21 protein-coding genes and 2 tRNA genes are annotated in these 19,074 nt (G+C 43.4%); 12 read left to right on the top strand and 11 right to left on the bottom strand.

All coding sequences use genetic code 11. The features are described 5' to 3' along the window. Nucleotides 1-2: 2 nt before the first annotated feature. Complete coding sequence (locus ACH0AB_RS08940; protein WP_050324937.1) at nt 3-893, bottom strand: DNA adenine methylase; 891 nt, start codon at nt 891-893, stop codon at nt 3-5. A gap of 129 nt (nt 894-1,022) precedes the next feature. Here ACH0AB_RS08940 and ispE point away from each other — a divergent pair, with 129 nt between their 5' ends. The 7 genes from ispE to panD all read left to right on the top strand — a co-directional run bounded on the left by ispE (nt 1,023) and on the right by panD (nt 5,608). Continuing rightward, the gene (gene ispE, locus ACH0AB_RS08935; protein ID WP_406877954.1) at nt 1,023-1,928 is read left to right on the top strand and encodes a 4-(cytidine 5'-diphospho)-2-C-methyl-D-erythritol kinase; all 906 of its coding nucleotides are present in this window, start codon (nt 1,023-1,025) and stop codon (nt 1,926-1,928) included. Nucleotides 1,929-2,027: 99 nt separating this feature from the next. Beyond that, nucleotides 2,028-2,103 (top strand) — tRNA-Gln (locus ACH0AB_RS08930). A 123-nt stretch (nt 2,104-2,226) separates the two neighbouring features. Further along, nucleotides 2,227-2,302 (top strand) — tRNA-Gln (locus tag ACH0AB_RS08925). A gap of 128 nt (nt 2,303-2,430) precedes the next feature. Further along, entirely contained in the window at nt 2,431-3,381 is a 951-nt protein-coding gene (locus ACH0AB_RS08920) for a ribose-phosphate pyrophosphokinase (protein ID WP_007117244.1), read from the top strand. Between the two features lie 287 nt (nt 3,382-3,668). Continuing rightward, nucleotides 3,669-4,394 carry a 50S ribosomal protein L25/general stress protein Ctc gene (locus tag ACH0AB_RS08915; protein WP_007117245.1) on the top strand — a complete coding sequence of 242 codons (726 nt, stop codon included), beginning with the start codon at nt 3,669-3,671 and terminating at the stop codon, nt 4,392-4,394. A 37-nt stretch (nt 4,395-4,431) separates the two neighbouring features. After that, on the top strand, nt 4,432-5,019 hold the full coding sequence (gene pth / locus ACH0AB_RS08910) for an aminoacyl-tRNA hydrolase (protein ID WP_312524136.1): 588 nt from the start codon (nt 4,432-4,434) through the stop codon (nt 5,017-5,019). Nucleotides 5,020-5,227: 208 nt separating this feature from the next. Further along, on the top strand, nt 5,228-5,608 hold the full coding sequence (gene panD, locus ACH0AB_RS08905) for an aspartate 1-decarboxylase (protein ID WP_036589204.1): 381 nt from the start codon (nt 5,228-5,230) through the stop codon (nt 5,606-5,608). A 306-nt stretch (nt 5,609-5,914) separates the two neighbouring features. On the opposite strand, the gene ACH0AB_RS08900 is transcribed toward panD, so the two are convergent. Next, the gene (locus ACH0AB_RS08900; RefSeq protein WP_406877953.1) at nt 5,915-6,541 is read right to left on the bottom strand and encodes a superoxide dismutase; all 627 of its coding nucleotides are present in this window, start codon (nt 6,539-6,541) and stop codon (nt 5,915-5,917) included. Between the two features lie 523 nt (nt 6,542-7,064). Here ACH0AB_RS08900 and rdgB point away from each other — a divergent pair. The 4 genes from rdgB to clpX all read left to right on the top strand — a co-directional run bounded on the left by rdgB (nt 7,065) and on the right by clpX (nt 11,529). Next, nucleotides 7,065-7,715 (top strand): RdgB/HAM1 family non-canonical purine NTP pyrophosphatase, encoded by a 651-nt coding sequence (gene rdgB / locus ACH0AB_RS08895; protein ID WP_406877952.1) that lies wholly within the window; start codon nt 7,065-7,067, stop codon nt 7,713-7,715. Between the two features lie 283 nt (nt 7,716-7,998). Beyond that, nucleotides 7,999-9,363 (top strand): trigger factor, encoded by a 1,365-nt coding sequence (tig, locus tag ACH0AB_RS08890; protein ID WP_406877951.1) that lies wholly within the window; start codon nt 7,999-8,001, stop codon nt 9,361-9,363. Between the two features lie 151 nt (nt 9,364-9,514). Then, nucleotides 9,515-10,189 carry an ATP-dependent Clp endopeptidase proteolytic subunit ClpP gene (gene clpP / locus ACH0AB_RS08885; protein WP_257620036.1) on the top strand — a complete coding sequence of 225 codons (675 nt, stop codon included), beginning with the start codon at nt 9,515-9,517 and terminating at the stop codon, nt 10,187-10,189. 56 nt (nt 10,190-10,245) lie between these two features. After that, nucleotides 10,246-11,529 carry an ATP-dependent protease ATP-binding subunit ClpX gene (gene clpX, locus ACH0AB_RS08880; RefSeq protein ID WP_309593203.1) on the top strand — a complete coding sequence of 428 codons (1,284 nt, stop codon included), beginning with the start codon at nt 10,246-10,248 and terminating at the stop codon, nt 11,527-11,529. Between the two features lie 66 nt (nt 11,530-11,595). Here the strand turns inward: clpX and ACH0AB_RS08875 are convergent, their stop codons facing one another. The 9 genes from ACH0AB_RS08875 to ACH0AB_RS08835 form a co-directional block, all read right to left on the bottom strand. Next, on the bottom strand, nt 11,596-12,120 hold the full coding sequence (locus ACH0AB_RS08875) for a hypothetical protein (RefSeq protein WP_406877950.1): 525 nt from the start codon (nt 12,118-12,120) through the stop codon (nt 11,596-11,598). Between the two features lie 17 nt (nt 12,121-12,137). Further along, on the bottom strand, nt 12,138-12,725 hold the full coding sequence (locus tag ACH0AB_RS08870; protein WP_406877949.1) for an HD domain-containing protein: 588 nt from the start codon (nt 12,723-12,725) through the stop codon (nt 12,138-12,140). A 36-nt stretch (nt 12,726-12,761) separates the two neighbouring features. After that, nucleotides 12,762-13,337 (bottom strand): hydrolase, encoded by a 576-nt coding sequence (locus ACH0AB_RS08865; RefSeq protein ID WP_159675793.1) that lies wholly within the window; start codon nt 13,335-13,337, stop codon nt 12,762-12,764. 88 nt (nt 13,338-13,425) lie between these two features. Continuing rightward, entirely contained in the window at nt 13,426-13,968 is a 543-nt protein-coding gene (locus ACH0AB_RS08860; RefSeq protein ID WP_007117255.1) for a hypothetical protein, read from the bottom strand. 126 nt (nt 13,969-14,094) lie between these two features. Continuing rightward, nucleotides 14,095-14,352: a YfhL family 4Fe-4S dicluster ferredoxin gene (locus ACH0AB_RS08855; protein WP_050324926.1), complete on the bottom strand. Its 258-nt coding sequence runs from the start codon at nt 14,350-14,352 to the stop codon at nt 14,095-14,097. Between the two features lie 383 nt (nt 14,353-14,735). Further along, the gene (gene trhP / locus ACH0AB_RS08850; protein WP_007117257.1) at nt 14,736-16,181 is read right to left on the bottom strand and encodes a prephenate-dependent tRNA uridine(34) hydroxylase TrhP; all 1,446 of its coding nucleotides are present in this window, start codon (nt 16,179-16,181) and stop codon (nt 14,736-14,738) included. A 110-nt stretch (nt 16,182-16,291) separates the two neighbouring features. Beyond that, nucleotides 16,292-16,762, bottom strand: a complete 471-nt coding sequence (locus tag ACH0AB_RS08845; RefSeq protein WP_007117258.1) for a flavodoxin family protein — start codon at nt 16,760-16,762, stop codon at nt 16,292-16,294. Nucleotides 16,763-16,882: 120 nt separating this feature from the next. Next, a complete protein-coding gene (locus ACH0AB_RS08840; RefSeq protein ID WP_095356726.1) occupies nt 16,883-17,755 on the bottom strand; it encodes an SPFH domain-containing protein in 873 nt (290 codons plus the stop codon). A 30-nt stretch (nt 17,756-17,785) separates the two neighbouring features. Then, complete coding sequence (locus tag ACH0AB_RS08835; protein WP_159675788.1) at nt 17,786-18,244, bottom strand: NfeD family protein; 459 nt, start codon at nt 18,242-18,244, stop codon at nt 17,786-17,788. Nucleotides 18,245-18,467: 223 nt separating this feature from the next. Here ACH0AB_RS08835 and ACH0AB_RS08830 point away from each other — a divergent pair, with 223 nt between their 5' ends. Continuing rightward, a complete protein-coding gene (locus tag ACH0AB_RS08830; RefSeq protein WP_007117262.1) occupies nt 18,468-18,932 on the top strand; it encodes a MarR family winged helix-turn-helix transcriptional regulator in 465 nt (154 codons plus the stop codon). The last annotated feature ends 142 nt before the right edge of the window (nt 18,933-19,074 follow it).

The following is a 19,074-nucleotide window of genomic DNA, read 5'->3' as shown; positions in this document are numbered from 1 at the left end:
AACTAATAATTCCGTATTAATAATTCATTGACGGCTTGGCGACTGGTTGATTTTGCCCCAATAGCACGATTAGCCGTTACTCGCTCGATATTAAAATCTTGATAGAGTATGTCGAAGAAATCATCATACTCGCTGTGCGTCGTTGGGTCAGAATTACTTAATAAAAACTGATGCCCCAATTTATCAATTTTTTGGCAAAATTCATGTAGCCGACGTTGCTCACTATCATCAAAAACTTGATGAGAATACGCAGTAAAACTTGCTGTTTCGCTAATCGGGCGATAAGGTGGATCAAGATAAAACCAGCAAGGTAAGTTGTTTGGTAGCGCTTTAATCGTTTGCTCGTAGTCACCCTGTAAAATCACGACTTTTTGCAACGCGTCAGAGACTGCAAGTAATAATGCTTTATCCAAAAAAATCGGTCTTTTATAACTACCTATTGGCACATTAAACTGATTTTTTTTATTAACTCGATATAGCCCATTAAAACTGGCTTTATTCAAAAATATAAATAAACTGGCTTGCTTCACTGGATCAAGATTTCTTTGATTGAAACTTGCACGTTTAGCATAAAAATAAGGCGTTTTTGCATCTTTATCTAACAACCTATCATACTCTTTTTGCAAGTTATCTAACTCAATCATTAACTGTTGAACATCTGCCTTGATAACCTGATAGACATTTATTAGATCTTCATTAAAGTCATTAATAATAAGTTTTTTTAGATACTTTAAGTTAGATAATGCCCAAAAACTGACCGCACCCCCGCCCAAAAATGGCTCAATCATACAGAAATCTTGATTGGCTGTATAATTTGGCAAACGTGCTTGTATATCACCGATGAGTTGTGATTTACCACCAGCCCATTTTAGAAAAGGTTTAAGTTGAGGCATTTTTTAAATTTGAACATCGAATCAAAAAGGAAAGGCATTATAACACAGCCGATTTTTATCCTTTCAATGAACTTCAATGCAAATTGATATGTTAAAATTTCAAGCCAACCTGTCATTCATTATAAAAATATGCCGACCCTTACCCAACAATCCCCTGCCAAAATCAATCTATTTTTACATATTACCGGTAAACGTCCCGACGGCTATCACAATCTACAAACCGTATTTCGGCTGATAGATTTGTACGATACGCTCACTTTTAGTCATACGGATAAAACCATTGGCGACAATTTGCCCGTCACCCTTACCAATGCCGAGCACGTCACCGACAACCCTGCCGACAATCTGATTATTAAAGCGGCCATTGCCTTATTAGCTTTTGCCAAAAATCATCAAATCTTGAATGACTCGCAAATCGCCCAATTACCGATTGTTGATATTCACCTCGATAAACACATTCCGATGGGGGCAGGCTTGGGCGGGGGTTCGTCTAATTGTGCGACAGCCCTGATGACGCTCAATACCTTATGGCAACTAGGATTGAGCAATGAGCAGCTACGCCTTATTGGCGCAAAACTGGGCGCAGATGTACCGATATTTATTTTTGGCAAAGACGCCATTGCAGAAGGCATTGGCGAGGTTTTAACACCGATTGACTTGCCTGCGCAGCAATTTTTATTGTTAAAACCCGATGCCCATATCAGCACGGCTGAACTTTTTGCCCACCCGCTGCTAAAACGGGACTGTGCAAGCCTTTCTCATGACTATTTGCAAAGCCACTGTCATGCCTTTACCAATGAGTTAACCGATGGCTTTACCAATGTTTTTGAACCTGTGGTATGTGCCTTATCTGCAGACGTCAACGCCGCGATGAAGGTTTTAAGGACGCTTGCCACCAACACCCACACCACACCGCGCATGACGGGCTCAGGGAGCTGTGTGTTTTTGCCAGTACCTAGCGATTTTGATAAAAACACCATCAAACACTGGCTACAATCATCACCTTTTCACGCGTATTGGGTGCATACGCTGTAACAAAATTTTGGAAAATCAACGATTGCAAAAATTTTGGTGTTTATGCCCAAAAAAAGCTTGCAATTTTATGTTTTTTGGTTAAAATATCGCTTCCAATACAGGGGTATCGCCAAGTTGGTAAGGCACCAGGTTTTGATCCTGGCATCCGTTGGTTCGAGTCCAGCTACCCCTGCCATATTCAAAGATGTACAGATTTTCTTGTGCATCACGTAGTAAAAATTTTGTCATAAAATCTGCGCTGTTCAAGACATTTTACATTGACAAAATTGCCTAAAATCGGTATAGTTCGCACCGTCACAGGGGTATCGCCAAGTTGGTAAGGCACCAGGTTTTGATCCTGGCATTCGTTGGTTCGAGTCCAGCTACCCCTGCCATTTTCTTTACTAACCCATTTTTAGTAGTTGACGTAATGACGTTTTTCTCATCCTAATTGTAAAAGTTAGTTGATGAGTTTTTTTTGTTTAATGAAACCGTCGTTGGTCTAGAAAAATAGGACTCGCATATGCCTTATTTGGCAATTTTTACCGGAAATGCCCATCCAGAATTGGCAAAAAATGTCACCAATCACTTACATATTCCGCTGGGACGTGCCGATGTGACGCGTTTTTCGGATGGTGAAGTCGCGGTTGAAATCCAAGAGAATGTACGTGGTAAAGACGTCTTTATCCTACAATCAACTTGCTCACCGACCAATGACAATTTGATGGAAATCATGGTAATGGCAGATGCCTTGCGTCGTGCCAGTGCAGGTCGTATTACGGCAGTGATGCCCTATTTTGGTTATGCGCGTCAAGACCGTCGTCCTCGCTCAGCGCGTGTCCCTATCTCAGCAAAAGTGGTCGCTGATATGCTCAATATCGTGAGCATTGACCGTGTCGTTACCGTGGATTTGCACTCAGACCAGATTCAAGGTTTCTTTGATATCCCTGTAGACAATATTTACGGTACGCCGGTTTTATTTAAAGATTTGCGTGAGCAAAAATACGATAACTTGATGGTGGTATCTCCTGACGTGGGCGGTGTGGTGCGTGCCCGTGCAATGGCAAAACAGTTAGGCGATGCCGACATGGCCATTATCGATAAACGCCGCGCCAAAGCCAATGAATCAGAAGTGATGCATATCATCGGTGATGTTAAAGACCGTGATTGCGTGATTATCGATGATATGGTGGATACCGCAGGTACCCTGTGCAAAGCCGCCGCCGCATTAAAAGAACGTGGCGCGCGCCGGGTGGTGGGTTACATCACTCACCCTGTATTGTCAGGTAAAGCAATCCAAACAATTGCAGCGTCAGTGCTTGATGAACTTGTTGTAACCGATACTATCCCACTGTCAGATGCCGCAAAAAACACGGGCAAAATTCGCCAAGTGACCATTGCGCCTATGCTGGCTGAAGCGCTACGTCGTATCAACAATGAAGAATCATTAAGTGCGATGTTTGATATTATGTAGGTGATTTTAGGCAATACTAGCCAACATGTAAGATGCGAGCTTATTGGTTCCGTCCATATTGCTATTCTTAACTTGCTATTTGCAAAATAATTGTTAAAGTTTTGCCATTTTTTAAAAAAGTGGCGCATAACGCATAAATTGGTCGCAAATTTATGCTTTTTTTCACTCGCTAGTCACTTGCCAATCTTTTTAACTAAGGCTTTGTAAGTAGAGCTTTGTAAATAAAGGCAAAAAGCCAAGCCATACTGACAAGGCACCCATGACTAGCCTAACCCAAGGAAACTCCCATGAGTAACCAAACTTTTGAATTAAACGCTGTTGTACGTGGCGACGAGTTACAAGGTAAAGGTGCGAGCCGCCGCCTTCGTAAACAAAACCTAGTACCAGCAATCGTATACGGTGCGGACAAAGAGCCAGCCTCTATTGCTATCCGTTACAATGAATTGATTAAATCACTTGAAACAGAAAGTTTCTTCTCTCACATTTTGACCATCAACGTAGAAGGTCAAGGTACGGAAGAAGTGGTGATTAAAGCACTACAACGTCATCCAGCTAAAAACACCCCAATGCACGCTGACTTCCAACGTATCGTCCGTGGTCAAGCGATGCACATCACTGTTCCTGTACACTATGTAGGCGCTGAAGATGCACCAGGTCATAAAGCAGGCGGTATCTTTGTATCGAATGCCACTGAACTTGAAATCACTGCCATTCCTTCAAAAATCCCAGAATACTTGACAGTAGATGTATCTGGCATGAACGTCGGTGATTCGATTCACTTGTTAGATATCCAGTTACCTGAAGGCGTTGCCATTCGTGAGCTTGAAGTGACTGAACCGTTTAACCGTACTGTGGCTACTATGCAAGCGCCAACGGTGGAAGTTGAAGAGCCAATCGAGCCAGAAGCAAATGAAGAAGCTGCCGGTACTCGTGATCCTGAAGGTGACGAAGAAGCACGCAAGCTTCAAGCACAAGATGACACCCATGATGCCCCAAAATCTGATGATGAATAATCATTTGTCATTTGCCGCTTAAGTTGGAATAATCAGCGTGTCAAAACTTAAACTGATTGTCGGACTTGGCAACCCAGGTCAGCAGTATGCCCAAACACGGCATAATGCTGGCTTTTGGTTTGTGGAGCGTATGAGCGAGACGTTTAACATCACCATGACGTTGGATAAAAAATTTCATGGTTTGGTTGGACGTGGCGTAGTGTATGGCATGGATATACGCTTATTGTTACCGCATACTTTTATGAATAAATCAGGGGAAGCGGTGGTGCCGATGGTGAGTTTTTATGGCATCCACAATGACGAACTGCTGATTGTTCATGATGAGCTTGACCTTGATGTGGGTCGTATGCGCTTAAAAACAGGCGGTGGTCATGGCGGTCATAATGGACTGCGTGATATCGTGCCGCATATCGGCGCGGATTTTCACCGTTTACGTTTGGGGATTGGTCATCCAGGACATAAGTCCAAAGTATCGGGTTATGTGCTTGGCAAACCGACCGCTGATGAGCAAATCGCATTTGACAGTATGCTAGATGCTGCCATGCGTACCCTGCCCGACTTGGTGACAGGTGACTTAGCCAAAGCCCAGCAAGCCATCAATAGTTTTAAACTACCTCATGCCTAACCAAAGGACAAGATTGATAAATCTTAGGGTCTATCCTTGAACTTTTATTTTCCTTCCATATATTGATTGCAAGATGGATGAATTTCTCACCTTAGATTTCAATCATGTTTAAATTTTATCGAGTTGGTTAACAGCCTCTCATGACTAGCCTGCTCACTTTTACCACAATGACGCGCATCGCGTTAACCTGACAAGGTAAGGAACGATCATGTTATTAACCCTATTAAAAGCCAAACTTCACCGCGCGCGTGTGACCCATTGTGAACTTCACTACGAAGGCTCATGTGGCATTGATAGCGAGTTACTCGACTTGGCGGGTATCCGTGAGAACGAATCAATCGACATTTACAATGTCAACAATGGTAAACGCTTTCGCACCTATGCGATTCGTGCAGAAGCAGGCTCAAAAATGATTTCGCTCAACGGAGCAGCCGCTCACATGGCGGATTTAGGCGATGTGGTAATTATCGCTGCTTACGCGCAAATGGATGAGAAAGAAGCCGACAACCATCATCCACGCTTGGTTTACCTTGATGAAGGTAATATTGTTAAAGACACTGCCAACGTGATTCCTGTGCAAGTCTCTTAACACAGCTTTATCGTCACCACAAATGTGCAAATAAATTAGGCGAGCTATTAAATACTCGCCTTTTTTGTCTGTATTTTTTATTTAAACAATGCGTTTAGCTGATAGTAGATTGATAGGTGGGTCTAGCCTAAATTGCACGTTTATAGTTTGCTTGCGATAGGTTAATTAGCACCAATGTGGCAAACAACGAAAGGCTTGCTATAGAATTAATAACGTTTACTTTTAGTGTCTGTTAATAAAAAAAAGCCGAAATTGATTCGGCTTTTTTTAAACGACTAAAGGGCTTAAAGAAGCCAAGATAGGCGATTATTTTTCTACGCCAGCTGGTTGACCTTTGTATTTGGCGTTTGCGTAATCCCAGTTGACAAGTTTATCTAGGAAGGTGTCAACGTAGTCTGGACGACGATTACGGTAGTCGATGTAGTAAGCATGCTCCCACACGTCACAAGTCAATACCGCAACTTGGTTATGGGCTAATGGGGTGTCTGCGTTTGCAGTCTTAATGATTGATAATTTACCACCAACGCTGTCAGCCACTAACCATGCCCAACCTGAACCAAATTGGCTTACAGCCGCGTTTTTGAATTCTTCACGGAATTTTGCATACGAGCCAAATGCTTCTTCGATTTTGGCTTTTAGATCGCCTGTTGGCTCACCGCCACCATTGGCAGTTAGGCAGTTCCAGTAAAAAGTATGGTTCCAAACTTGTGCCGCTTGGTTAAAGATGGTGGCTTTGCTACTATCATCTGCGGTGGCTTTGATGATTTCATCTAGCTCTTTACCTTCAAGACCTGAACCTGGTAGTAGCTCATTTAGTTTGTTGACATACGCTGCATGGTGTTTGTCATGGTGGAATTCTAGGGTTTCTGCACTGATATGTGGCTCAAGCGCGTTTTTGTCGTATGGTAAATCTGGTAATGTAATGTGTGACATGTTGTTTTCCTTTTTCCTTCGCTATTGTTGTGATGACTTTATGATAAAAGTAACCACATGCCATTTGTATGATAAAAGCTTTGTATTAAAAGCGCATATATCAAAACCATATCCAAAATGGCAAGTTGGCTGGGTTTATGTTATTTATCTATGCTTCATCAAGCTTTATCAAGGGTTAAAACCACTCACTAATTTTGCTATCGTTAGCTTTGCTTATTAACCTTGCTATCATTAGCCTTGATAATATCCTCATAACACATGGGTTATTTTGCCATAAAAATTGGCAGAATTTAACCGTTTCTATAGTGGGGATTTATTATCTTGTGGGGTAAAAATCAATGAGTGCATGCTAATAAGCTGATTTTTAACCCGTTACTTGCTATTTGATGATAGCAAATTACTGAAAAAAAACTGTAGTGGTTTGGTATAAGGCTTTTGCAATGTGAGTATTTGTAGCGCGAGCCACTGTTAACTATGCTATGATAAGGTCAAGTTTTTTATGCAAAATACACAGTGGGTCTGTATGTCAGTTTCTATCCCCAAGCAAATATTTCCTACCCGCCAATTAGCCCTCGCCAGTAATAACCAAGGCAAACTCGCGGAATTCAAGCAATTATTTGAACAAGCCAATCTTGAGATTACAGTCACCCCACAAGGGCAATTGGACATCGAGGATGCGATCGAAGATGGACTGAGCTTTATTGAAAACGCGCTGATTAAAGCCCGTCATGCCAGCCATATTAGCGGACTGCCTGCGATTGCTGATGATTCGGGTTTATGTGTACCTATCTTGGGCGGTCAACCCGGAATTTATTCCGCGCGTTTTGCCCAAGATGAAGCCAGCTTTAGCCAGCATAAAGACTTAGCCAATAACCAAAAATTATTGCGGCTGCTTGAACGCCACAGACACACGAATGAGCCGATTATCGGGCAGTTTGTTTGCGTGTTGGCACTCGTGCGCCATGCCGATGACCCGCTACCCATCATTGCACAAGGGATTTGGCAAGGTGAAATCTTGCCCGCCCCGCAAGGTGAGCTTGGTTTTGGTTATGACCCGCTATTTTGGGTACCTAGCGTACAAAAAAGCGCTGCCGAGATGCAAAAGACCGATAAAAACCGCATCAGTCATCGTGGGCAAGCGATGCAGCAACTGCTAATGCAATTGATGAAGTAAAGGTTTTCAACTCACGCTCTTGCAGATAGACAGGGTGTGACTGCTAAGGTAGTCGATACAGAGATTTTACAGCAACAATTTTTTTACTTTACTAGATGATTAATTTATACTATACCACTTTCGGTTAATTTTTGCCTTTTAGCATGCGTTAACCAACAGATTTTGGATTGCGTATTTTATAGGCTTTTTTCAATCACCTTAAAAGCCTGATAACTTATCGCTATTTACCCTTATGAGTGGCACCCACGCTGCTCTTTTTTGATATTTTATGGAAGGTTTTGTTATGTCAAATTCAAATGTGTCAGATTCAACAGTTACTAACTTAGAAGTAACTACCAACAAAAAATCAAACCTTGAAACCCAACTCACGGTTAAAGTACCTGTGTCAACCATTCAAGGTCGTGTGGAAAAACGCATCAATCAAGTGGCAAAAACCGCTAAAATCGACGGTTTCCGTAAAGGTAAAGTGCCCGTATCACACATTCGCGCTCAATATGGCGCAGGTATCCAACAAGAAGTCATCAATGACGTGATTCGCGATACCGTATTTGATGCGATTCGTCAAGAAAACATCCGCGCCGTGGGTATGCCAAACATTGATGACGTGAAACTTGAAAACGACTTTTTGGTTTATCAAGCAACGGTTGAAGTATTCCCAGAAGTAGAAGTTCAAGGGTTATCAGACATTGAAGTTGAGCGTCAAGTTGCCAACGTGGGCGATGCAGACGTTGACACCATGATTGAAAACCTACAAAAACAACGCCAAACTTACGTTACCAAAGATGATGCCGCAGCCGAAGGCGACCAAGTCAAGTTTGACTTTGAAGGTTCAATCGACGGTGAAAAATTTGAAGGCGGTAGCGCACAAGACTTTAGCCTAGTCTTAGGTAGTGGTCGTATGATTCCAGGCTTTGAAGATGGTATCAAAGGCATGAAAGCAGGCGAAGAAAAAACCATCGATGTGACGTTCCCAGAAGATTACCAAGCCGAAAACCTACAAGGCAAACAAGCACAGTTCAAAATCAACGTCAAATCAGTTGAGCAATCACAATTACCAGAATTAAACGATGAGTTCCTTGAAGCATTTGGGGTAACAGAAGGCGGCTTAGACAAACTTAAAGCAGACGTGCGTAAAAACATGGAGCGCGAAGTAAAAAGCGCTGCCCGTAACCAAGTGAAAGAAGCGGCATTTAACGCCCTACTTGAAAAAAATGAAATCGACGTACCTGCATCGATGCTTGAGCAAGAAATCGATCGCCAACGTAACATGATGTTAAACCGTTTTGCCCAACAATTTGGTGCCGATCCTAAAACTTTTAACAAAGACATGCTACCAAACGAATTATTTGAAGAGCAAGCCCTGCGCGCTGCCCGTCTTGGCATCATCGTCTCGAGCCTGATTGAGTCAAACAAACTTGAAGTTGACCAAGAACGTGTGACCACATACATCAACGAAATGGCAGAAAACTACGAAGATCCAAACGAAGTTATCGACTATTACACCAACAATGCGCAAGAACGTGCCAACATCGAAGCGGTGGTGTTAGAAGATCAAGTGGTCGATCATATCTTGTCTCAAGGTAAAGTGACTGATACTGAAGTATCTTACCAAGACTTACTAGCTAGCCAACAACAAGCGATGATGTAATAATTGGCTTAATCCATTCTTAGGCATTTAAGCTTAGATATTTAAGCTTAGGCATTTAAGAATGTATTTTTAGTCAGCTTAGTAACTTGTTTTTATGCCAATTGCCCTTATAAACGATAAGGGCTTTTGCATATTTAAAAAGGACAATAACATGTTAGAAAAATTCTTGGACTCGCCTTTCGCGACGAGTCAAATCCAAAATACCGTAACCCGTGACGTGTTGTCACCACAAAGTGCTTTAGTACCTATGGTGGTCGAGCAATCGGCTCGCGGTGAGCGCTCATTTGACATCTATTCACGCCTATTGCGTGAGCGTGTGGTGTTCTTAGCCGGTCAAGTTGAAGACCACATGGCGAATTTAATTGTCGCCCAGTTGTTGTTCCTAGAAGCGGAAAATCCAGAAAAAGACATTAACTTGTACATCAATTCACCAGGTGGCTCTGTGAGTGCAGGTCTTGCCGTGTTTGACACTATGAACTTTATCCAGCCACAAGTGTCAACGATTTGTATGGGCGGTGCTTATAGCATGGGTTCATTCTTACTCGCGGCGGGTGAAAAAGGTAAACGCTATGCTTTAGCCAATGCGCGTGTGATGATTCACCAACCGTCAGGTGGGGCACAAGGTCAAGCGACCGATATTGAAATCAATGCGCGTGAAATCCTAAAAATCCGTGAACGCTTGAATAAAATCTTGGCAGAACGTACCGGTCAACCACTTGAGAAAATCGCCCGTGACGTCGAGCGTGACTATTGGCTAGATGCCCAAGAAGCCAAAGAATACGGTCTGATTGATGAAGTATTAGAAAAACGTCCAAGCATTGCTTAATAGGTTACACCATCACAAAGCAATTAAGACAAGCATAATTTTAGGAGCGTTTTTTTATGTCAAAAAATGACATTGAGCCACACTGCTCGTTTTGTGGTAAAGCCAAACATGAAGTCAAAAAGCTAATTGCAGGTCAAGACGCCAATATCTGTAATGAGTGTGTTGAACTGTGCGATGATTTAATCGCCGAATCAAAGTCATCGGGCAGCGACGGTAGTGATACCAATGAGCGTGAAAACTGGGCAGCGCGCAAATTGCCAACGCCCAAAGAAATCCGCAGCCACTTAGATGAGTATGTCATCGGTCAAGATAAAGCCAAAAAAACTTTGGCGGTAGCCGTTTACAATCACTACAAACGCTTAAAGGTGAGTGAAAAGCTGAGTGAAGATAAAGCGTTGACGACACTTGGCGCCGATAATGCGATGGTTGAGCTATCAAAAAGTAATATTTTGCTGATTGGTCCAACGGGCTCTGGCAAAACCTTACTGGCGCAGACCCTTGCCCGCCTACTTGATGTCCCATTTGCGCTCGCCGATGCCACTACCTTGACCGAAGCAGGTTATGTCGGTGAAGACGTGGAAAACATCGTACAAAAACTGTTACAAGCGGCAGAGTTTGATGTCGAGAGAGCGCAAAAAGGCATTATCTATATCGATGAAATTGATAAAATCAGCCGTAAAAGCGAAAACCCTTCGATTACCCGTGATGTGTCGGGTGAAGGCGTACAGCAAGCGCTGTTGAAACTGATTGAAGGTACGGTTGCCAATATTCCACCGCAAGGTGGTCGTAAGCACCCAAACCAAGAGATGATTCAAGTCGACACCAGTAATATCTTGGTGATTTGTGGCGGTGCTTTTGCCGGTCTCGACAATGTCATTCAACAGCGTACCGAAAAAACCGGTATCGGTTTTAACGCTGAGGTAAAAGCCAAAGACAGTGGCAAAAAAACCGGTGAATTGTTCAAGCAAGTCGAGCCAGAAGATTTGATTAAATTTGGTCTGATTCCAGAGTTAATTGGTCGTCTGCCTGTGGTGGCGACACTGGAAGAATTGGATGAAGAAGCATTGGTACAAATCTTAACCGAGCCAAAAAATGCGCTAGTCAAACAATACGAATACTTGTTTGAGATGGAAAATGCGAAGTTATCGTTTACCGATGATGCGCTGGTGGCGATTGCCAAACAAGCCTTAAAGCGTCGTACCGGCGCGCGTGGTCTACGCTCCATTGTTGAAAACGCCCTGCTCGATACCATGTATGAACTGCCTTCAATGACACCTGGCAAAACCGTGACAGTCAATGAGGCAGTGATTGATAATAACCAATCGCCAGAGATTGTTTGATAATGCTTGAGTTAAAAAACGTGCCTATGTCGCACGTTTTTTATTTGGCTTAGTTTTTTATTTGGCTCAGTCGGTACGAAAATCATTGTGATTGTAAGGCGTGCAAATCTCGAAGGACTTATTCTCTAATTGTAAACACGCCAACCTGTCTGTCATTTGATTAGGCAATAATTCAGTATGATTGCCCCAAAATTCCGCCCAATTCATCACACGGTAATCTTTTAGCCAGCGGTTTTGACGAATTGCAGGTTGATCGTTAATGGTGGCAATGCTAATTTGGTCATCACCCCTGTCTAGCTCTGAAGTAAAAGGCATCAAAATTTTATCGGTTTTGGATAGGGATTTACGCTGGGTGTCTTTGGCAAATGTTTTAATAGTTTTGCCATTGGCTAGCTTAAAATTTCGCTTCGTCCACCAAACTTTGCCCGTGGCAGCGGTGGCTGTCATATTGCAAGCGAGTTTTTGCTGTAATTTATCATGGCTAAAAAGATAGCATTGAGTTGATTTTGGGTCTAGCTTGTAAACTTCTGCATGGGTAATACCTGTAAGACCTAAAGCCAATCCTAAAGCAATCGCTAATTTTTTAATCATATGACCCCCTGAAGCATTTAATCCTCAATCAACCAACCCTGTTGTACCGCAATGGCAATTTGCTCGGTTATCCAGTCGTGAATGATGGGAAAATCCTTTCTGATAAATGCTTGGGCGGCTTCGACTTGGGAGCGCTTGACTTGATGATCTGTCCACGCACCCCCATCTGTCACCATATTGAGCATAAAGGGCAATAGCCTATCTACTGCTTTAAGTAGTTTGCTTTCAGCACTATGACCTGTTTCTTGCTCATCCCACAGCGTTAACAATTCTGGAACGGGGTTGCCAGGCATTGCTGCTAGTTTTTCTACACCAATGCGCTCATCAACATGCGCCTGCGAGCGTTTATCAGCGTATAAGAACGTGTCACCCGCCTCAATTTCGCCCAAGTCATGAACCAGTGCCAGTTTGAGCAGTTTTTCATGATTGACCTGCAGGTTGAAATGCTGCGCGACTGCCCAACACGCCATCGCCAAATGCCATGAATGCTCGGCTGAGTTTTCAAGACGTCGTGGCGTGTCTTTAGACAGTTGAGTGGTATAGTTGCGGCGATTGACTGATTTTAAGGCATCCAATGCCAACAGATAATCAATAAGCGGTTGCATCAGATACCTCTTAATCATGCAGGGTCTAAGTCGTATTCACTTGACTAGCGCTGAAATCGTCTTAAACGCGGGGTCTTCTGAGCTACGACACAGCTCAAATAAAATCGCTTCGGTGGTGGTGACGACCGCACCGGCACGGCGCATACGACGAATCGCAATTTTACGGTCATACAGGTCTCGCGAGCCCACCGCATCGGTGATAATGATGGGCTGCATACCGTTATCGAGTAAATCTAACGCCGTCTGCATGACACAGACATGGGTTTCTGTGCCAAATAAAATCACATTGTTGCGATTTTGCTGGGCGATATGATGCCAAGAGGTTGGCGTATCACAGGCGCTAAAGGTTGTTTTTTCAAAGACTGGCGTATTTTTTTCAGATAGCAACTGCGTCAACTCTGGCAAAGTATGCCCAAGTCCTTTGGGATATTGCTCATTAACCATAATGGGAATATTGAGCGCTTGTAGACCTTGAATCAAAATCGCTGTTTTTTTGAGTAATTTTCGATGGTCGGCAATATGGGGCGCAAGTTTTTCTTGTATATCAATTAGCATGGCTTGGCAGTCATTGCGCTCGATACGATAGGGTTTTGGGATAAATTTTGTTGTCATCTTCAGCTCCTTTGATGATGGTTCAACTTGGGTGGTACAATCATTCGTATGTCACGAATGCCATACTATACTCTATTAAAAAACGCCATTAAAAATTCATGGCATCATCTGCGGTGTCCACCACGGTTAACTGATAGTCCAAATGCCCTAAATAGCCATAATGTCCTTTTTCACTGAGTTCCGCAACAATGGTAACGTCATCACAATGTACCAAATCCATAAGCTTGGTTTGATGACTGGCTTGATTGTCAGTAGGTGTTTTATTGGACTGATACAGTGATTGGATACGTAGTAATGGGTCATTGAGCGCATAGGTAGCGCCATCGGTGACAAAGGTTAAATACTCACCGACCTTGTGCACCTTACCTTTAAAATGCTGATTGGTGACAACCCCGCTAAATGCAGGGGTATATAAGCGGCGCGCCCTATACTGCTGCTTGGCATATTGCCATGCGCCATAACTGCCTAGGACAGCAGTTGCGCCCGTTGCCGCTGTGGCTGTCAGACCAACGCCAATGAGTTTCGCGACAACGTGACGCTTTTTAGCTTTGTTTTTTTGTTTGCGAGGCTGTGGTGAGCGCTTCGATTGGTGTGCTTGAGGGTCAGTCGCTTTGTTATTTTTTTTAAACATGAATGTCACTTTAAATGTCAATTTGAATGTTGTTTTTGATAAAAAATGCCAGTAATCACTTCAAAAAAAATTGATTAACTTATAGTAAAATGTTTTGGCAACATTTACCGCAACTTTTTGTTAGTATTATTTTTGCCAAATTTGCTTATATTTTGCAAGTAGCTGTTCGGGCGATTCAGGATGCTCATCGTCTTTGATGATGCAATCAATCGGACAGACCTTATCGCAGGTTGGCTCATCATAGAACCCGATGCATTCGGTGCACAAGTCAGGATTGATGACGTAAGTTTTTTGTACTTTATTGTCGTAGCTAATGGCTTCATTTGGGCATTCAGGCTCACAAATGTCGCAATTGATACAGTCGGAAGTGATTTTTAATGCCATGTCTTGTAGTCTGTTTTTACCTTTAGCAATTAATACCTTTAGCGATTAACGATTGACACCGCACTCAGATGCCATACCTCATATACCATACACTGTCATCTTGCATCCACAACTCCTGCCTGACATCTGCCATCGGTTAATGCTTATAATACAAAGTGATCATACATTCGGTGAGTGAGAAAAAGTGATAGCGAACATGCTCAGGCAATAGCGGTTGAGACTGCCAGTCTCGAGATTGCCATAAGTTATGTAAAATCTCATGGCAGCTGTCGCGAGTGTGAATTGCTTTACCGTTAACAAACCGAAAATTGTCCGCTAAATTCCCGCCAAAGTCGTCTCAATGGCTTTAAAATCCCGCCTGATACCGCGACAACACTACCTAGTTAGGTAAAAATTGGTTCACTGACGCTTTTCATGATTAATGCAAATTGCAACACATCATCTTGCATCTCTTTAAACGGATTGGCGATTTGACACACCCAGCCAGAGCCTAAAGCGCCATCAATCGGCTCACCTTGTTTATTCCACATTTCTTTGAGGGGATAGCTCAAATTACCCTGTGGCGTCATGATTTCGATGGTATCACCCACCATCAATTTATTCTTAATTATTAAGGTTAAGCGTGTTGGGGTAATGTCGCTAATCTCGGCAACAAACTGTTGATGATCGGTTTTTGATGACCCATATTCATAGTTTTGGTAATCACTATGTACGTGTCGACGTAAAAAGCCTTCGGTATAGCCGCGATTGGCTAGCCCATCGAGTGCGGTGATTAAGCCGGTATCAAATGGCTTACCAGCTGCGGCATCATCAATCGCTTGGCGATACACTTGCGCGGTGCGCGCCACATAATAATGCGACTTGGTACGGCCTTCGATTTTAAGTGAGTGCACGCCCATTTGGGTCAGCTCAGGCACTAGCTCGACGGCACGTAAGTCTTTAGAATTCATAATATAAGTGCCATGTTCATCTTCAAACATCGCCATCAATTCGCCTGGGCGACCTTGTTCTTCAATCAGTACCACTTCATCCGATGGCTGCTGTACATAGTCATCGCCCATCACCACATCACCATTTAGATTGACAGTTTGAATGGCGTCTTCTTGCGTGGCTTGAGTAGGAACAAAAACTTCGGGGCTATTGATAGCTTGGGCAACAGGCTGCGTGATAGGCTGCGTGGGCACGATATCGCCCGTTTCGTTTTCTTCTGCTTTATAGGTGTTGTATGACCAGCGACAGGCATTGGTACAAGTGCCTTGGTTGGCATCGCGTTTATTGATATAGCCAGAGAGCAAGCAACGACCCGAATAGGCCATACAAAGTGCCCCATGCACAAATACCTCAATTTCCATATCAGGCACTTCAGCAATGATTTGTTCGATTTCTTTGAGTGACAACTCGCGACTCAAAATCACGCGGCTGACGCCCATTTGTTTCCAAAACTTGACCGTTGCCCAGTTTACCGCGTTCGCCTGCACCGATAGGTGAATTACCTGCTCTGGAAAGGCTTCACGTACCATCATAATCATCCCAGCATCTGACATAATCAGTGCATCGGGTTTCATCTCAATCACAGGGCGGATGTCTTCGATAAAGGTTTTAAGCTTGGCATTATGCGCTTGGATATTGACCACGACATAAAATTGCTTGCCCAGTGAATGGGCGTAGGCAATCCCTTTGGCAAGATTTTCCTCATCAAAATCATTATTGCGCACCCGCAAGCTATAGCGTGCTTGTCCCGCATAGACGGCATCTGCGCCATAGGCAAACGCATATTGCATATTACGAAAAGTGCCAGCAGGGCATAAAAGTTCAGGCTTACGGGTCATAACTATCCTTACAGCGTGTCATACAATGTGAAATTGTTGATATTATAACAAACTTGATAATCACGCGGAAAAAAACTTGAGTAATTTACTCGGAAATCATGTTAAAGCCGTTATAAAATATTCAATGATAAACCCGCACAGACCGCCATAGTAAGCTCAGCAACTTGCTCATCAAATGCGCTTGACCATTCACCTTTTAATACCAAGGGCGGTTGTATCCAGCGCCAACGCAATCCTGTGACGATACTCTCTACCGCGCGTTTGCTACCTGTACCGTCGAGCCCAGCACGGATATAACACGCCACAGGCAGCCCTTGTTTTTGCTCAAGCACCGGGTAATAAATTCGCTCAAAAAAATCCTTGGTTAGTCCCGCCATAGAACCAAAATTTTCGGTCGTGCCAATGATAATGGCATCCGCTTTTAACACATCTTCCACTTGGGTTTGTAACGGTGTTTTAACAATCACGGTGACGTTATCAATATCCGCTAGCTGTGTGGCGGATTTTGCAACTTCTGCTAATCGCTGGGTATTATCTGATGGGGTATGTAATACCAATAGTAAATTTTTCATTTCACGCATACTGTACATCCTAAAATGTCATGATTACCCAATTTTGGCGAATAAAAAACCGCAAGGTGATGCGGTTTCAGTCAGCGATTTCAGTCAGCGGCTCAAGTCAGCAGGTAAGTGCTGCCAAATTTAAGGACGGTGGATTTTATTGCCCACTTCCCCCATCATACCGCGTACTGTGTTTAAGATATCAGCAGGCAGTACCACGGTTTTGGCATTCGGTGATTTTGACATATCAGTCATGGCTTTGATGTACTGCTCACCTAGTAGATATAGCAGCGGAATTTCGCGCTCGCCCACCGCTTCACTAATCAAGCGAATTGATTGCTCACTGCCTCGCGCCAGCACCACTTGTGCTTCGGCATCACGCCGTGAAGCCTCAAGACGTCCATCAGCTTCTGCAATCGCCGCTTGGCGCTGACCATCCGCTTTGGTCACTGTAGCACGGCGTTGACGCTCCGCAGCCGCCTGTTCTTCCATCGCCATTTGCATGGTGGGTGATGGGCTAATATCTTGGATTTCCACGGTTTTTAGGGTAATTCCCCAATCGGCAATATCATCAGAAATTGACATTTTTAGCGCGGCTTTGATTTGGTCACGCGATGATAGCGCACTGTCAAAATCCATGTCACCAATGATAGAACGCAGTGAGGTTTGTACCAAATTACGAATGCCCTGCTCATAATTCTCAATACCATACACGGCGCGCTCTGGATGCACGATATTGATATACGCCACTGCATTGGCGATAATCACGACGTTATCACGGGTGATTACCTCTTGCGATGGAATATCTAGCACTATGTCTTTGGTAGTCACTTTATACGCCACGTTATCGACATAAGGAATGATAAAATTCAACCCAGGCTCTAAGGTTTGATGGTATTTTCCCAAACGCTGTACAATCCATTTAAACCCTTGTGGTACGATTTTTACCCCTTTATAAAGGGTAAATAGCACAAAGGCGACCAGAAAAATACCAATACCGCTCAACGCTTCCATGACAATTCCTTTATTGATGCTTATTAATGCTTATTGTTGCTTGGTGGATTCTACAAGCAACTCATTTCCAATGACATCCACGACAATGGCTCTATCGCCAACTGCCAGCGGTGCGCTTTGGTAGCTACGACACACCCACTCATCCGCCCCAAAAATTGGCACACTAAAACGAATCTTGCCCAATTTATCTGCTTGCGGACTTTGAACAATCATGCCTGTTTCCCCGATGATAACCCCCGAACCCAATCCTGCTGTGGTACGATTTTGCATATACGGCTTGATAAATTTAAAACCAATGATAGTAAAAATCACCGACAGTATCAGCCATACCATCAGCCAAAAAAACCAGCTAAACGGTAATAGCCATGACAAAGCGGCTACCACAATCGCCGCCACACCAATCGATAAACTCACAAAACTGGTCAAGAATAGTTCAAGAATAATCAGCACTAACCCCAAAATTAGCCAGTGCCAAGGCTCAATTAGCATATCCCCACCTTGATTTTTACTATACCAAACCCATTATGCAAGATTATGAATTTAAAAACAAATGCCGTCATTTAACCCGCTATCTTTGTCACATTATGCACTATCATCGGCTATCAACTGCTTGACCGTACAGACCGCTAACTGTGGTTAATGATTGCACAAAGATGCGTTTTTTCCTATAGTGGTCTATGACCCTTTCATCTCTAGAGTCCCAAAAAATACGATGAGCCTTGATGCCCTCAAACTTAGTAACCAGTTATGTTTTCCCATTTATTCACTGTCAAAAAGTATCATTAACCACTATCGTCCCCTGCTAAAAGCCTTGGATTTGACCTATCCACAGTACCTTGTCATGCTGGTGCTATGGGAAAAAAGTCCACAAACTGTCGGCTCATTGGGCGATTTCTTAGACCTTGATACTGGCACCCTGACGCCTTTATTAAAGCGTCTTGAAAGCAAAGGCTTCGTGCATCGCGAGCGTGCCACCCAAGACGAACGGGTGGTACAAATATCGCTCACTGCCAAAGGGGATGCCCTAAAACTCCAAGCCGCTACCATTCCTAGTGCTATGTTAGCTGCCATGCAGTTAGATGACGAAGCAATAGATCTGCTACAACGAGTAGCACAGAAACTCTGCTCGACTCATACAGAGGTGTGTACCTACAATCTATCACCCAAAAACCATTAAACAAATTTTTAGCCTTAAGCGCTATCTGCCTACGTCTTATCTATTATCATGCGTCTTGTCAGGGTATCGTTAGATTTAGCATTTTTAGTCATTTGTTATTAGTTTGTATGCAGCGTGTGAGAATTTTATTACCTTGTCTAGG

The sequence above is a fragment of the Moraxella sp. 179-F 1C4 NHS genome, from assembly GCF_045370505.1.
Lineage (GTDB): Bacteria > Pseudomonadota > Gammaproteobacteria > Pseudomonadales > Moraxellaceae > Faucicola > Faucicola tetraodonis.
Note: the sequence above shows the minus strand (reverse complement) of the source record. Positions and strands in the feature narration are given on the sequence as shown.